We start from the raw sequence: 15,104 nt of genomic DNA, 5'->3' as shown, positions 1-15,104 counted from the left end.
TGTTCTTGCGTCATATACACTAAATGGAAAAGTTTATGTTTAAATCAACCACAATTCCTACCGTTTTTAACAATGTTAAAAACAACGTTGAAAAAACGGTCGTAGGTAATATTGCCGCAAGCCTAGTACTACCGATTCTGGGTTTTATGCTGTTCTTGTCGATCTGGAGCATGGTAGCAAAAAACATCGACACTTCTTTAGGACAGTTTCCTGGTCCAACTCAAGTGTGGGAACAGGCAATCACTTTGGTTGATGAACATTACGCCCAGCAACAAAAAGCAGAAGCCTTTTATCAACGCCAGGAAGAGCGAAACGCCGCACGGGTAGCAAAAGATCCTACCTATGTTCCCAAAATACGCGGGTTTACTGGCGCGCCTACATTCTTCGAACAGATCTGGACTAGTTTATACACGGTAATGGTGGGTTTTCTCATTGCATCGGTGATAGCCGTTCCTGTTGGAATTATTTGTGGGTTAAGTAAATCGGCTTATGCGGCTATCAATCCATTAATTCAACTTTTTAAACCTGTTTCACCATTAGCTTGGTTGCCCCTGGTGACAATGGTAGTCAGTGCGGCCTATGTCAGCGACGATCCAATGTTTTCCAAGTCATTTGTTACCTCAGCCTTTACTGTTTCCTTGTGCTGTTTGTGGCCAACACTTATCAATACTGCGGTAGGTGTATCTTCCATTGACAAAGATTTGGTAAACGTTAGTCGTGTGCTGCGACTCAATGCTGTTACACACATTATCAAAATTGTTTTGCCATCTTCGATCCCGATGATTTTTACGGGTCTACGGCTGTCTCTTGGTATCGGCTGGATGGTGTTGATCGCAGCAGAAATGCTGGCGCAAAATCCCGGATTAGGGAAATTTGTTTGGGATGAATTCCAAAACGGTAGCTCAGAGTCATTGGCTCGGATAATGGTAGCGGTATTGACTATCGGCTTAATAGGTTTTGTTTTAGATCGCCTGATGTTGCTTTTGCAAAAGCAGGTTAGCTGGGACAAAAACGCGGTCACTCGCTAGGGCGATCAATTATTTCTTAAGGAGTGCACATTATGTCACGCAAACATCACCTAGAGTTGACCCAAGTTGGTATCGATTTTCCTACTCCCAAAGGACCGTTTAATGCATTAACTGACGTCAATCTCAAAATTAGTGAAGGCGAGTTTATCTCACTTATCGGGCATTCCGGATGCGGTAAATCAACAGTTCTTAATATTGTTGCGGGTTTGCATCAAGCAACCACAGGCGGCGTGATACTCGATGGTGCCGAGGTCAATGAGCCTGGACCAGAGCGTGCAGTGGTGTTTCAAAATCATTCCTTATTGCCTTGGCTGAGTGTTTACAAAAACGTTGAATTAGCTGTTAAACAAACTCGAAATGGCAGAAACAAAAAGGAAATAAAAGACTGGGTTGAGCACAATCTCGCCCTTGTACATATGACCCATGCTAAAGACAAATTACCGTCTGAGATTTCCGGTGGAATGAAACAACGCGTAGGAATAGCCCGCGCTTTGTCTATGGAGCCTAAAGTACTATTAATGGATGAACCCTTTGGCGCACTTGATGCGCTAACCCGTGCTCATTTGCAAGATTCGTTGATGGAAATTCATTCTGAGCTGGGTAATACCGTGATCATGATCACTCACGATGTGGACGAAGCGGTTTTATTGTCTGACCGAATTGTGATGATGACCAATGGCCCGTCGGCTACGATTGGTGAAATCCTAGAGGTAGAGCTAAACCGTCCGAGAAATCGTATTGAACTGGCAGACGATAATCAATACAACCATTACCGTCATGAAGTGCTCAGTTTCTTGTATGAAAAACAACGTAAAGTCGAGCCGGTTAGTGCACACAAAAATAGGAAAGTAGCTGGAAAAGCGTCACCGAATAGCGATGCTGCATAAAACGATAATAGCAACAGGAGACATACAAAATAGCCTAGCTATGCCAGGCTATTTGATGAACTACTTAAATACAGGCTCGCCAGCGACCCAGGTTTCAAGTACTTGCGTTTTCCACAGGTCTTGAGGGGAAACGTTGAAAATGTCCTGATCCACAATGATAAAGTCCGCCCATTTTCCTGGCGTTAATCCACCTAAAACATCTTCCTGATGAGCTGCATATGCCGCATCAATGGTAAACCCTTTAATTGTTTCGACGATAGTCAATGCTTGACTGGGAATCCAGCCATTCTGTGGCATATTATTGCGATCTTGTCGGGTCACGGCCGCATGAATGCCATAAAATGGGTTGGCTAATTCAACGGGAAAATCTGATCCCAGCGCAATCGGTGTGCCCTGTTCAACAAAACGTCGCCAAGCATAGGCCCCCCGTAATCGTTCTTTGCCTACTCGATCCTCGGCCATGTTCATGTCGCTAGTGGCATGGGTGGGTTGCATCGCAGGGATAATGCTCAATTGCTTAAAACGAGGAATATCGTCCAGACTAATGACTTGGGCATGTTCGACACGGTTGCGTAGGTTTTTACCGCCAATAGATTTGAACGTTTGTGCAAACTGGTCAAGAGCAAGGCGGTTAGCGCGATCACCAATAGCATGATAATTTAATTGAAATTTATGACCCAAAATCAACTCAAATAACGACTTGAGTTGCGACTCTTGAGTGACCAGTAGACCTTTATTTCCCGGTGCATCAGCGTAGCCCTCGAACAATGCCGCTCCTCTGCTCCCCAACGCCCCATCACCGTAGACTTTTACGCTTCGAATGGACAAAAAATCACTTGGGTCGGTAACATAGCCTTTTTCCAGCATGCTGGACAATTGAGGGTCTGTAGCCGCCAACATTGCATATATGCGCACCTTCAATTCATTGGCTGAGGCTTTTTGTTGATAAAAATCGTAAACAGATTGGCTAATCCCAGCGTCATGCATGCTAGTGATACCCAAGGATAACAAGTGCTCGGTCGCGGCATCCAAACTTGCCTGATAGAAAACTTTGTCAGCTTTAGGTAAATGTTTTTCAAGCATATACATAGCGGTATCGATGAGTACCCCCGTTGGATTACCTTGCTCGTCGCGAAGGATTTTTCCGCCAGGAGGATCAATGGTGTCTTTGGTGATGTTGGCAATTTCTAAGGCTTTACTATTCGCCCAACCTGCGTGCCCGTCAACCCGTTCTAGCCACACAGGGGTTTCGTTGATGTATTCGTCAATTTGTTGTGCTGTTGGGAAGGCTTTACCCGGCCATAACACTTGATTCCAACCACGGCCCGTAACCCAGGCTAACTGCGGGTTTTGTTTAGCATAATCGCTAACATGCTTTGCCGTTTCAATGGCCGATTTGTCTTCCCGAACATCTACCTGAAGAAGGGTTGCGCCAAGACCTAACAAATGTCCATGAGCATCTATTAATCCTGGAATCAGTGTTTTTTGATTGGCATCGATGATTCGACTATTTGGAAATTGATTGATGAGAGATTGATCACCGATATCGAGTATCTTGCCATTGTCGAAGGCAATATGGCTAAACTGAATCAAAGCGCCTGAATTAGTGAGCGTATAGCCCTTTGCATTACTGATAATAGTAGGTTTCGCCAAACAGGTAACACTAAAACAGGCCAATATCCCCGCCTGTAGCAACTTAACCAAGGGTGTCATAACGTTCTCGTTGTTGTTGTTTTATCCTGCCACTAAAACTGAACCAAATAGCTTCAAAATGCAACTATAAACGGGGCAACTCTGTTAGGTAGTCTTTAGCCCAAATTTGGCTCATCTTGTGTTGGTCAATATTACCGCCTGACAATAACACCACGACCTTCTGGCCTCTGGACACAGTTTTCAGCCACTGAAACACAGCCTCCATGGTCATTGCGCATGTGGGCTCCATATGCAATTTGAGCAAGTGATGTAGCCATTGTGTCCAATAGGCAATACGGATTTCATCCACCTCATAAAATCCATCCACCTGCTGTAAAATAGGAAATGTATGTTCACCTACAGAAGGGGTCGCCGCGCCATCGGCTAGTGTGACAGGAGGGCCGGAAAGAGGAACAATCTTTCCTTGTCGCAGGGATTCAGCTGCATCATTGGCGGCCAAAGGCTCTGCACCGATAACTTTTGCTTTTGGGCAAATTTCCCGCGTCGCAATCAAAGTGCCAGACAACAGACCACCTCCTCCACAAGGGGTAAAAACGGCGTCCACGTCGCCGGTTTGATCAACGGTATCGAGCATCAAAGTGCCTTGACCCGCTATGATATCTGGGTGGTTAAATGGCGGGATCCAAACTGTGTCGGGTTCTTCTGCTGCTCGTGCCACGGCTTCATCTGCTTCCACTCTGGTGTCAAATAGTGCCAGCTTTGCACCATAATGTCGTGTAGCGGCGGCTTTGACAGCGGACACATTCTTGGTGCTGAAGATTTTGGCAGGTACTTGATATAAGTTTGCCGCATAAGCAACTGCCTGGGCATGGTTGCCAGAGCTGTTAGCGACTATTTGTTTAGGCAAACTCTTATGTTCAGCTAATTTAGACACCGTGTTTAACGCGCCTCTCACCTTAAACGCCCCGGTGCGCTGCAAACATTCGGCTTTGAAGAGTACCCGACTCCCCAACCATTCATTGAGCAAGCTAGACTCGAAGATCGGTGTTTGATGGATCATTGAAGCAATGCGCTTTTTTGCAGAAACAATATCAGAGAACTTAACCATAGTGCCGTGTCTTAAGAATAGTTGGTCTTAGTGAATCATATTTTTTAGCTGTTGGATATCTTGTCTGTCTATCCTATTCTTAACAAACACGATCTCAATTCAAACACAAAGAAGGAATATTCATGGGATTTTTAGACAAAATGTTGGGCAACGCCTCTGAAATCGATGTCAGCGATGTGCAAGACGAGCTTGACCCTATTATTGGTGCCAACGAGTCGATCGAACGGGTTTTTAAAGAAATACGTGATATGTATGTATTTACAAACAAAAGACTCTTGCTGATAGACAAACAGGGATTAACTGGGAAAAAAGTCGAATACCATTCCATTCCTTATCGCGCGATCACGCAATTTAAAATAGAAAGTGCTGGCCGTTTTGATATGGACTCAGAAATAAAAATTTGGGTCTCGGGACAAAGTGAGCCGATTGAAAAAGAGTTAAATAAAGATGTCGTTGTTGGGATTCAAAAGACGTTAGCAGATTCGATGTTTTAGAATGCCCAAAAGGAGATTGCTCCGTTTGGTTTGTTGACCTCGCGCTGGCGGGGTCTATCACGACCTTTATCGTACGCCAAGAATGAAAACGCTTCGCACTCAATTAGCGAAATGTGAAAAATATGCATAAATCATTTCGTTTTTACACAACGACCCGCTTCTAAATCTCATTGTACTCATTTTCTGAATATGCTCGTTTGCTCTGCACCCCTTATCTCACATTGGTTTTGAGTGAATTGTGGTGGCCAAAACTTTTCTGGCCTACAAGTTGCTGTATAGACTTTGAATCAATACATTAAAGGAGATCGTAATGAGTAACAAAGTAAGAAAAGTAGAACGCATTACAGACATTGTTAAAGTACTAAACGGTGGTATAGAATTTTATCAAGATGCGATGGAAAAGGTTGATTCTCACGGTGCCAAAACGGTGTTCGGTAGAGTGGTTTCGGCCAAACAACAGACCGTTGAAAAGCTCCAGCCTTTTGCAATTGCCGAATCCGGTGAATATGAAAAGGACTCTGACTTTGTCGTCGACGCGCGCAACTATTTTACCAAAGCCCTGGCTCTAATTTCTACCGACTCAGATCTGACGTATGTCAAACAGTTGGAGGAAGTTGAAGATAAGACGCTCGATGTAATCAGAGAAGCACTCGAAGTCGATCAACCAGAAGAGTGTAAAATGGCCTTGATGTACACACTCAACACTGCTAATGAGACTCATAGTCAAATGAAATCTCTACAGCAGACAATGTCATAGCACCACGTAGTCAATATTTTTTGTAAGGAGCGCCAATGTTAGTTTTGCACTGGCGCTTTTTTTGTCTTCACAAAAGATACTCTTCATTAACCTGCACACCCTGATTGTCGACAAATTCTTTATCTTTTGCGCCGTCCTTTTCTTCTGCTTTTGGCGAGTGTGATAGACCACACACTACTCAAGTGATATCTGATGGTTCAGTATAGGATTATCAGAGTATGACCTTATTCGTCATTCTGCTGGCCCTAAAGCCATTAAATCTGCGGCTCTTTATCCAGTTGACCACTTCGAGGTCAAACATATTTTTGAAATATATCAATCGGTTGATAAAAGCCAGTCAAAGCGATTTATCGTATAAGTTTGCGGGAATAGTTACGGTATAATTAGCTTAAATTATTACGGAAATCGCGACAATCATGACAAAAAAAACCGCTTTACTGCTTGGCGCAACAGGACTGGTTGGTAGTGAGCTTCTGCCCTTGTTACTCGAAGATCCCCGATATGAAAAAGTGACCTGTTTAACCAGAAAGGCCCTACCTATGTTGGCTCATTCGAAAAAACTGGTGGAGGAGGTATTGCCGTTCAAGGATTTCAAACAGCCTTATGTGGGCGCTGAAGAGGCTTTCGCTGCCGATCATATCTATGTTTGTTTGGGTACCACGATTAAAAAAGCCGGTAGCCAAAAAGCCTTTCGACATATTGACTTCGATCTGGTTTATCAAGCGGCATTGTTAGCCAAACAACAAGGAGCAAAAAGCTTTGTTTGGGTTTCTTCTGTTGGTGCAGATGCCCGTTCGAGCAACTTTTATTTGCAGGTGAAAGGGCAGCTGGAAGATGCAATTTTGCAAATTCCCGATTTAGACGCCTCAGCCATACAACCTTCGTTACTCTTAGGAGATAGAAAAGAAAGTCGTCCTACGGAAAAACTTGGCATTGTTTTAGGGGGATTAGTAGCGCCTTTGATGATCGGCCCCTTGGAAAAATATCGTCCTATTGAAGCAGCGCGAGTCGCCAAACAAATGATTGGAATGCAGCGCTTTTGAAACCAGTGTCGCTCGATGGATTCCGCTTCAAACAATTCTCAATCGAGCATCGTCGATGTGCCATGAAAGTCGGAACCGATGGAATTTTGTTGGGCAGTTGGGTGCCAAAAGGCGCTCACAAACGTGTGTTAGATATTGGGACTGGTAGTGGCTTATTGGCCATTATGATGGCGCAAAAAACCTTAGGTAGCAGTCGAATCCTCGGTATTGATATAGAAAGTAACGCCGTTGAGCAGGCGATTGAAAATGGAAAACAATGTCCTTGGCCAGAAAAGCTCGATTTTCAACACTGTGCATTGCAAGCACTAAAGGGTAATTGCCTGTTTGATGTGATTGTAAGCAACCCGCCTTTTTTCAGCTCAAACAAGTCGTTTTCTTCAGACCATGAATTCGACGCAAATCCGATGACACCACAACGACGATTGGCTAGACATGACACCGCGTTAACTTTAGAAGAGTTGTTAGCCAATGTGCATCGTTTATTAACCATCGATGGTCTGTTCTATTGTGTCTTGGCAGCTGATCTTCAGCATACTTATGACCTGGTTGACGCCGCGAAATTGTTCATACACAAACAGACCACTATACATTCTGTGGCGCACAAACCAGCCAAACGTCAGCTTTTATGCTTAGGCAAGCAGATCAAAGAGATTCAAAGGGAAACTCTGGTTATTCAGACTGCAAATGGGCAATATACTGAGGCGTATCGCAATTTATGCGCTGATTATTATCTTAATTTTTGACTATACACAACGCTATACTGGGGTACGGAAACGTTGTGTCAGCCTGCATTGCTGAAATGCTGATTTGCTGAAAATTCTCCGATATCCTGTTTAGTTGCTATAGTTAAACAGAAGACGAAGAAATAAGGTGACTTATGAGTGATATAGAACTTCCTGAGTCTATTACCCACTTAGTGGACGAATTACAGGTTGTGCAGCTAGTTTGGCAAGGTATCCCATTGCAGTTACCTAAATTTGCTGTGTATTGCATTTTAAAGTCACCAGTGTTTGATCGTTACATTTATCGCAGCGGTAGGCGCATTGGGATAGTTCGTTTGGGAAGATATGAAGTGCCTGTTATCGATCCCTTCCGCGGCAATATCGACCAGCCCCCTGAGAATCTCGTCATTATTTCTCACAGCAAAGACAATCGTTTTGGATTATACGGCTACCCAGCTGACCACGTTGCAGATGATGTGCATATACCTATCCATCACAGGTCAGTGAAACGGATCGTTAAAGATTTTGTTTGAATAAGCTTATCGAGTTACTGGTTACAGAAATAAAAAAGCCCCTTTAAAGGGGCTTTTCAGTATCTGAAAGTTAGCAGTGGTTAACTGTCTTTAACCAGAATCGAAACTTTGTCTATCCCTGCTTCTTTTGCCTGGTTCATCACTTCAACCACAACACCGTGCTTGGTTTTGGGATGTGCTTGAATCGCAGCTGAATCTGTATTGTTTTCAGCCAGGAAGCTCTGAATGTTGGCAACAACACGGCGAATATCCACCTCACGGTTGTCCATAACGATAGTACCGTTCTGGTCAATACGTATGGCCAATGTTTTTGCATTGCTTGGTGGAGGCGGCGCATCGGGTGTTTTGGGACGATTTGCCATTAAGCCTTGCTCTTTTACGAAAGACGTCGTCACAATGAAGAAGATCAACATGATGAATACAATGTCGAGCATGGGAGTCATGTCAATTTGCGCTTCGTCGTCAGCAGAGCCGTGTTTCTTTTTTCTCATAGATAGTAAACCACAGTGATTAATCGTCAATTACCCTAGTATAGAATTACTTTGGGGCCTGAGTAAATGAGTTATGTTGAATTCGTTAACAAAATTCGCATTTTTTGCGGCTAGGTTGGCGCAGTGATCGTTCTTCGGATCAGTTAAGATTGCTCTCGATCTTGCGCTGGTACTGGTTAAGCTGAACTAAGTGCCCGCCCTAAGTGCCTAAAATATTCTAATATTCGCTGACTGCTCTGATCTCTGTGTTGATCAGTGGGATAGATACCCACTTTTGCTTCAACAGTCTGTTTAGTTCCCTGTACCAAAAAGGTGTTTTTTATCGAATGGTCCTGAATACAAGCTTCAAATGCCCTTGCGGCCAATTCTTGAGGTTGCGCATAGTAGTAAAATTGCATCGATTTGTCGGCCAATGCGCAGCGCTGCACATAATCGCTTGGCTCGCTCCCGCGCTCATCCAAAAACAGACACTTGAACCAGTCAAACAACAGCTCATTTAAAGGGTGAACGACATCTTCATCGTTTTCTAACCAATTGTTAGATGCGAATGACAACGGGGCAGGGTTAACAAAAACCTTGTTGCAAATATAGTGATCAAATGCATGGAACCATTCGTGAGCCAGGGCACCACCTCCAGCGTTTTTAGCTAACGCCAACTGGCGTTTTTGCACATGGTAATGGGCACTGCTATGTTTTTGACCGCCCACACCAAAGGCCAAAGAAAGGCTTCCATTGAGTGAAATAACCTGCTCTGGAACGTGAAGGATATCCATCAAATCGCACAACGCGTCAAAAAACAGATTGGCGGCTAGTTGTTGCTCGTGCTTAGTTACCCACTTGCCAATTTGGACCGTCTTAAAACCAAACACCTTATTGATGTCGTTGAAACTGACATCAGCACCGCCTCTGTGTTGTATCCCATTTCTATAGTAGGGGCGCTGAATTCGGGGAAGTCTATCTGCATCCACTTGGGGTTCTACAAATCGCTTATTTCAGCTAAAAGCTGTTCACACCAGGTTTGCACGCGTTCTTCGGTCAAATCGTATTGATTTTCATCGTCTAAGGACAAACCCACAAAGTGACTTTTGTCTGCAGTAAGGCCTCTGGAGTGGGTGAATTCATATCCTTGGTTTGGCCAATAGCCGATAAAATCACATTTCAAAGTCGCTAATTCGTCATGCAGCATACCTAGCGCATCTTGAAACCAGTCGGCGTAACCCATTTGATCACCCAGACCAAACAATGCGACGGTTTTTCCTTGAAGATTTAGCTGCTTGATATCGTCCCAGCTTGACTCCCAGTCTTCTTGCAATTCGCCAAAATCCCAAGTGGAGATACCAAATATGAGCAAGTCATATTTTTCAGCCTTGTGTAAACTCACATCTTTTATGTTGAACAGTTCAACAATGGGGAAATCAAATAGAGTGTTTAGCGCTTCCTGGATCTTTTCTGCGGCCATTTCGGTGTAGCAGGTCGTCGATCCGTAAAACAAGCCAATAGAAAAGTCGGGTTGAGACATTGAGTTCCTCAAATAAAATTTGCAGTTTAAACTGCTTCAGTGCTAACAAAGATCAGAAAATCTTTTTGTGTTAATCACCCAAGCGGACATATTGTAAAGGCTTTCCTATGACTTAAAAGAAAAATGTACCGCATTATTTAAAGCAACCTTGTAAAAAATATTACAAATAGTATAAGTTTAAAACATGGTGAGTGAACCGAGAAAGTTTGATGACACAAAAATTAACAGTGGGAGTCCTTATCTTATGGTTTGGGTTGGCACTGACAGCATGCAGCGAGACAAAAGAAGCTGGTATCGAACAACAACAATCGAGTGATAAGACAATGATCAAAGAGTGGCAAAATCCGCAGATCTTCGCCGTCAACAAATTGCCCATGCGGGCCTCCTTCTTAACACTCAACTCTGATCCTGGACACTTTATTAGTGAGCCCTGGCAGCAGCCAAATCATTTGTTGTTAAATGGTCAATGGAAGTTTCACTACAGCACGTCTCCACAATCTCGCCCCGTTGATTTTTATAAACAGGACTATGATGTCAGTGATTGGGATAATCTCGCCGTGCCTGCAAACTGGCAATTGCATGGTTATGGTGTGCCCAACTACATCAACATGCGTGTCGACTTTACTGATAAACCCGTTGCTGGTGAAATTCCTGCGGATAACAACCCGGTTGGGTCTTACAAGCGCGAGTTTGAACTGCCCGATGACTGGCAATCACAGCGTGTTTATCTATATTTAGGCGCGATCAAGTCTGCTTATTATGTTTGGGTCAATGGGCAATATGTCGGTTACGCTCAGGATTCAAAAAGTCCCTCGGAGTTTGACCTGACCGATTTGGTAAAACCTGGCATTAATCAAATTGCGATTGAGGTGTATCGATGGTCTGACGGCACCTTTTTAGAGCTACAAGACATGTGGCGATTAAGTGGTATCACCCGTGATGTGTATCTTTATTCAACTCCCCAATCGCGTATTCAGGATTTCCATGCAAAATCTGGATTGGATAAACACTATCAAGATGGCCATTTAGCCTTAGAGGTTGATATTGAAAATCATCATATTTCTGACAAATACGCCATTTCTTATGAGTTGTTTGATATGCAAGGCAATTCCATCGCAAAAGGTGAGTCTGCAGTGCCCTCAGAAACTGGCACTCAAACATTATCGTTTTCACAAGAAATACCTGATGTAGCACCTTGGAGTGCAGAATCTCCTAACTTGTACCAACTAAAACTGGCTTTGTTGGACGCCCAGCAAGCAGAAATTCAAGTAGTCCGCCAAAGACTGGGATTTAGAACCAGCGAATTGAAAAATGGCAATGTATTGATCAATGGCCAACCCGTTTTGTTTAAAGGCGTCAATCGCCACGAGCACGACCCTATCAGTGGACAAACTTTGTCGAGGGAATCCATGCGCCAAGATATGGCCCTTCTCAAGCAATATAATATTAATGCGGTGCGGACCTCTCACTACCCGAATGACCCCTACTGGTATGAATTGGCTGACGAATATGGCATGTATGTAGTTGATGAAGCCAATATTGAATCCCACGGAATAGGTGCTGCAAACCAGGGTCACACTTATGACCCGGACAAACACATGGTCAATATGCCGCAATGGCAAGCGGCGTACTTGAATCGTGTCGAAAACATGTATGAACGAGATAAAAATCATGCGTCGGTTGTGATTTGGTCGATCGGTAATGAAAGTGGTGACGGTCCTAATTTGGAGGTGCTGTACGACTGGTTGAAGTCAAAAAGTACATTTCCTGTGATGTCAGAGCAGGCACAATTGCGACGCCATACCGATATGTACAGTCAAATGTATGCCAGCATCGACACTCTCATTCATTATGCAGAACTGGGCGAGAGCCGCCCTCTGATCCTTTGCGAATATGAGCACGCCATGGGCAATTCTATGGGCAATCTTGCCGATTATTGGCAAGTCATCGAAGAGTACCCAATCCTGCAAGGCGGGTTTATATGGGATTGGGTAGACCAAACGTTTTTGCGCCACACTCAGGATGGCGAAGCGTTTTGGGCTTATGGTGGCGATTTGGAGCTGCCAGGCATGTACCACGATGGTAATTTTAGTGCCAATGGTGTGTTGGCAGCAGACCGCACTCCTAATCCCCATGCGTATGAAGTTAAAGCGGTTTATCAGAATATTGAAGCCGTTACTGTAGACTTAGATGCTGGTGAAGTGCGCATTAAAAATAAACGATTTTTTACTGATTTGAGTGACGTGCAACTGAATTGGTCTGTATTGGCTGATGGGCAAATTGTTGAGACAGGGTCAATAAGCGACCTTAACCTGGGACCCCAGTCTAGTCAGATAGTTGCACTAGGTTATGGAATAACGCCGCACACCGACAAAGAATATTTCGTTAATTTAGAATTTGTGAACAAGGTTCAGCGTCCAGGGCTAGCTGTTGGACATGTTTTCGCGGCTCAGCAACTTTCTTGGAAAAATCATTTTGGTGGAAAAGCCACCCAAGACAAACCAAATAGCGCAGCGATTCAATTCGAGGAATCACCCGACAGCATAAGTGTGAGCGTAGCTGGTGCAACTTATTCCTTTGACAGTCAAAGTGGTTGGTTAACGCAAGTATCCGTTGATGAAATCGACTTGCTTAAGGCACCTTTGCGGCCTGAATTTTGGCGCGCACCAACAGACAATGATTTTGGTGAAAAATTCTCTGAGAAGGCCAAAGCGTGGAAACATGCTGGGAAAAATACGCGATTGACCAAATTCAATAGCACAACTAATGAAGACGGCAACATGGTGATCGCCACCGAGCATTATTTAACTGACGTTGAAAGTCGATATCTTGTTGAATATACCATTTCGCCAACAGGCACATTGACTATGGATATCTGGTTTTACGCTGCGCCTCACAAGTTTCAAAGTGAACTGCCGCGCTTGGGCTCGTTGTTGCAACTACCTTCTGAGTTTGATCAAGTGAGCTGGTATGGTCGTGGACCTCACGAGAGTTATTGGGACCGAAAAACCTCAGCGTTAGTCGGCCAGTATCAATCTACTGTGGATGACATGTATTTTGGTTATGTGCGCCCACAAGAAAACGGTTTCAGAACAGACGTGCGTCATGCGAGATTTACCAATAAACAGGGGTTAGGCATTGAAGTGATTGGTGAACCCTTGTTTGAATTTGGTGCACAACGATTTGATGTTCACGATTATGATCAATTTGAAAAGTCCGGTAAACATCCTCATGATCTCACCGAGCAAGATCGCATTTTTATCAATCTGGATTACAAACAACGAGGTGTTGGTGGCACAGACTCCTGGGGGACACCGCCTTTGCCCAAGTATCGCTTGCCCTGGCGCGACTATCGCTACCAAATAACCCTTAAGCCGGTGCAAAACTAGCCTACCAATTCTAGTTTTGCAAACTGCCTAGGCCTTGCGTTAAGGTGTGCCTTCAATCAATACACATTTTGAAGGTCAGTATGCTATCAAAGACAGGCAGTTTTTTTGTCTTTATCAGTTTGTTTTCCGCGACAACTCTCGCTCAACCCAAGGTTTATAAGTATTTTCCTCAGTGTGATTATGAGCTACTCGATACTGTGAGGTTTTCGCAAAAAGTCGAACAGGAAAAGGGCATTTTGACCGAAGCTCGCATGCAAGATACGTCAGCCCGAATCATTAAAAAGTTGTTGAACAAAGCAAAAGACTTGAACGCTGATGGGATATTGTTAGTCGATCGTAGAATTGAGGGAAGGGATAAAGAAAGTTGGACAAAAAATCGAGACAAACACACTATTGTGAGATTGACTGCTGAAATCATCAACCAGTGCCAACCCGATCCATCCATAGCTAAGAAAGCCACGCCCTTTGATGAGTCAGGTCGACCACAAAAACAATTGCAGTTAGGCAGTATTGGCGGCTGGCAGCAAGAAATTATCTTAACGTTGCCACAAAATGAGAAACGTCACACACCTCCTCTTGCCAATGCCAACGTATCCTTTGAAAATGGTATCTATGGTGTGACATTAGGTATGACTTATAAGGATGTCATCGCGAAATTTGGTACGCCTACCTTCGTTATGCAGCCCAGCAACGAGACCGCACTCATTGCCTATGGCAGAAAACATTGGTTATCTTTTGTCGCCGGAAATTTGACCAAAGTTAGCTCGCGCAGCCCTTGGTTTACTAAAGAATTTACTAACTTATTGGCGTTCGACGAAAGGTTCGAAGAAGCCAAGTGGCAAGTCAATGGATTGATCGGTAATGGTGATTCGTTCAAACAGGCACAAAAAATATTGCCCAATGCAAAGCCCTCTAAATCGGTTTTAATCCTGACATCAGGTGACAATCAAATCACACTATTTTCAGACAGTTATTATGGCAAAAGTGAAGAGTATGCTAATCAGGTGATAACCGGATTCAGCCTACAATCACAGCATCATCAAACACTGCCAGTACCACGCACCGATAGCGCTCCGGAAGTGTTGACGGCAATAACTGACTATTTAGAGGATTCTGATCGCAACCAATTAACCTTAGAAATGCTGCCAGCCACGCCGATTGCTAAAGGTTGGTTAGACTCCAAGTCGAACTTGTATTTGTATGGTCATCAACTGGTGCTGCAAGAAAAAGGGAACTCATTGAATAAGCTTACCTTTGTCGAAAATGTATACGAAGGCGGGTCAAATTCGCTACGTTGGCAATTCAATGGTGTCAAACAAGGTCAAAGTTTCGATGAAGTTATCGAAATTTTGGGTGACGATGCGTTTGGCTTTGATGATCTCATTGAATTTAGCGGTGACGCATTTAGCCAGCAACTTTATTTTTATGAAGACAACAATCAGATGCGTTTGTTTTCTAGTGAAATTACGATCTACTAGCT

14 protein-coding genes are annotated in these 15,104 nt (G+C 43.9%); 9 read left to right on the top strand and 5 right to left on the bottom strand.

Annotation, left to right across the window (positions count from 1 at the left end):
- Positions 1-35: 35 nt before the first annotated feature.
- Positions 36-1,028 carry an ABC transporter permease gene (locus FM019_RS02450; RefSeq protein ID WP_143834322.1) on the top strand — a complete coding sequence of 331 codons (993 nt, stop codon included), beginning with the start codon at positions 36-38 and terminating at the stop codon, positions 1,026-1,028.
- 32 nt (positions 1,029-1,060) lie between these two features.
- Positions 1,061-1,915 carry an ABC transporter ATP-binding protein gene (locus FM019_RS02445; RefSeq protein ID WP_143834321.1) on the top strand — a complete coding sequence of 285 codons (855 nt, stop codon included), beginning with the start codon at positions 1,061-1,063 and terminating at the stop codon, positions 1,913-1,915.
- A 60-nt stretch (positions 1,916-1,975) separates the two neighbouring features.
- On the opposite strand, the gene FM019_RS02440 is transcribed toward FM019_RS02445, so the two are convergent.
- Both FM019_RS02440 and FM019_RS02435 read right to left on the bottom strand, forming a co-directional pair.
- Positions 1,976-3,628, bottom strand: a complete 1,653-nt coding sequence (locus tag FM019_RS02440) for an amidohydrolase (RefSeq protein ID WP_143834320.1) — start codon at positions 3,626-3,628, stop codon at positions 1,976-1,978.
- Between the two features lie 64 nt (positions 3,629-3,692).
- A complete protein-coding gene (locus tag FM019_RS02435; protein WP_143834319.1) occupies positions 3,693-4,676 on the bottom strand; it encodes a serine/threonine dehydratase in 984 nt (327 codons plus the stop codon).
- 122 nt (positions 4,677-4,798) lie between these two features.
- Between FM019_RS02435 and FM019_RS02430 the strand changes: the two genes are divergently transcribed.
- From FM019_RS02430 to FM019_RS02410, 5 genes are all read left to right on the top strand, one after another.
- Positions 4,799-5,170: a PH domain-containing protein gene (locus FM019_RS02430; protein ID WP_143834318.1), complete on the top strand. Its 372-nt coding sequence runs from the start codon at positions 4,799-4,801 to the stop codon at positions 5,168-5,170.
- 310 nt (positions 5,171-5,480) lie between these two features.
- On the top strand, positions 5,481-5,927 hold the full coding sequence (locus tag FM019_RS02425) for a DUF2383 domain-containing protein (RefSeq protein WP_143834317.1): 447 nt from the start codon (positions 5,481-5,483) through the stop codon (positions 5,925-5,927).
- A gap of 416 nt (positions 5,928-6,343) precedes the next feature.
- Positions 6,344-6,970: an NAD(P)H-binding protein gene (locus FM019_RS02420; RefSeq protein ID WP_143834316.1), complete on the top strand. Its 627-nt coding sequence runs from the start codon at positions 6,344-6,346 to the stop codon at positions 6,968-6,970.
- A 5-nt stretch (positions 6,971-6,975) separates the two neighbouring features.
- Positions 6,976-7,713 (top strand): tRNA1(Val) (adenine(37)-N6)-methyltransferase, encoded by a 738-nt coding sequence (locus tag FM019_RS02415; protein ID WP_260681532.1) that lies wholly within the window; start codon positions 6,976-6,978, stop codon positions 7,711-7,713.
- A gap of 134 nt (positions 7,714-7,847) precedes the next feature.
- Positions 7,848-8,225 (top strand): hypothetical protein, encoded by a 378-nt coding sequence (locus FM019_RS02410; RefSeq protein ID WP_143834314.1) that lies wholly within the window; start codon positions 7,848-7,850, stop codon positions 8,223-8,225.
- An 80-nt stretch (positions 8,226-8,305) separates the two neighbouring features.
- Here the strand turns inward: FM019_RS02410 and FM019_RS02405 are convergent, their stop codons facing one another.
- The 3 genes from FM019_RS02405 to fldB all read right to left on the bottom strand — a co-directional run bounded on the left by FM019_RS02405 (position 8,306) and on the right by fldB (position 10,235).
- Positions 8,306-8,716: an ExbD/TolR family protein gene (locus FM019_RS02405; RefSeq protein ID WP_143834313.1), complete on the bottom strand. Its 411-nt coding sequence runs from the start codon at positions 8,714-8,716 to the stop codon at positions 8,306-8,308.
- 176 nt (positions 8,717-8,892) lie between these two features.
- Positions 8,893-9,684 (bottom strand): CLCA_X family protein, encoded by a 792-nt coding sequence (locus FM019_RS02400; RefSeq protein ID WP_143834312.1) that lies wholly within the window; start codon positions 9,682-9,684, stop codon positions 8,893-8,895.
- 8 nt (positions 9,685-9,692) lie between these two features.
- Positions 9,693-10,235: a flavodoxin FldB gene (gene fldB / locus FM019_RS02395; protein ID WP_143834311.1), complete on the bottom strand. Its 543-nt coding sequence runs from the start codon at positions 10,233-10,235 to the stop codon at positions 9,693-9,695.
- A 209-nt stretch (positions 10,236-10,444) separates the two neighbouring features.
- Here fldB and FM019_RS02390 point away from each other — a divergent pair, with 209 nt between their 5' ends.
- Positions 10,445-13,624 carry a glycoside hydrolase family 2 TIM barrel-domain containing protein gene (locus tag FM019_RS02390; protein ID WP_143834310.1) on the top strand — a complete coding sequence of 1,060 codons (3,180 nt, stop codon included), beginning with the start codon at positions 10,445-10,447 and terminating at the stop codon, positions 13,622-13,624.
- A gap of 80 nt (positions 13,625-13,704) precedes the next feature.
- Positions 13,705-15,102 (top strand): hypothetical protein, encoded by a 1,398-nt coding sequence (locus FM019_RS02385; protein WP_143834309.1) that lies wholly within the window; start codon positions 13,705-13,707, stop codon positions 15,100-15,102.
- Positions 15,103-15,104: the final 2 nt, after the last annotated feature.

It is taken from the genome of Aliiglaciecola sp. M165 (assembly GCF_007197995.1).
Lineage (GTDB): Bacteria > Pseudomonadota > Gammaproteobacteria > Enterobacterales > Alteromonadaceae > Aliiglaciecola.
Note: the sequence above shows the minus strand (reverse complement) of the source record. Positions and strands in the feature narration are given on the sequence as shown.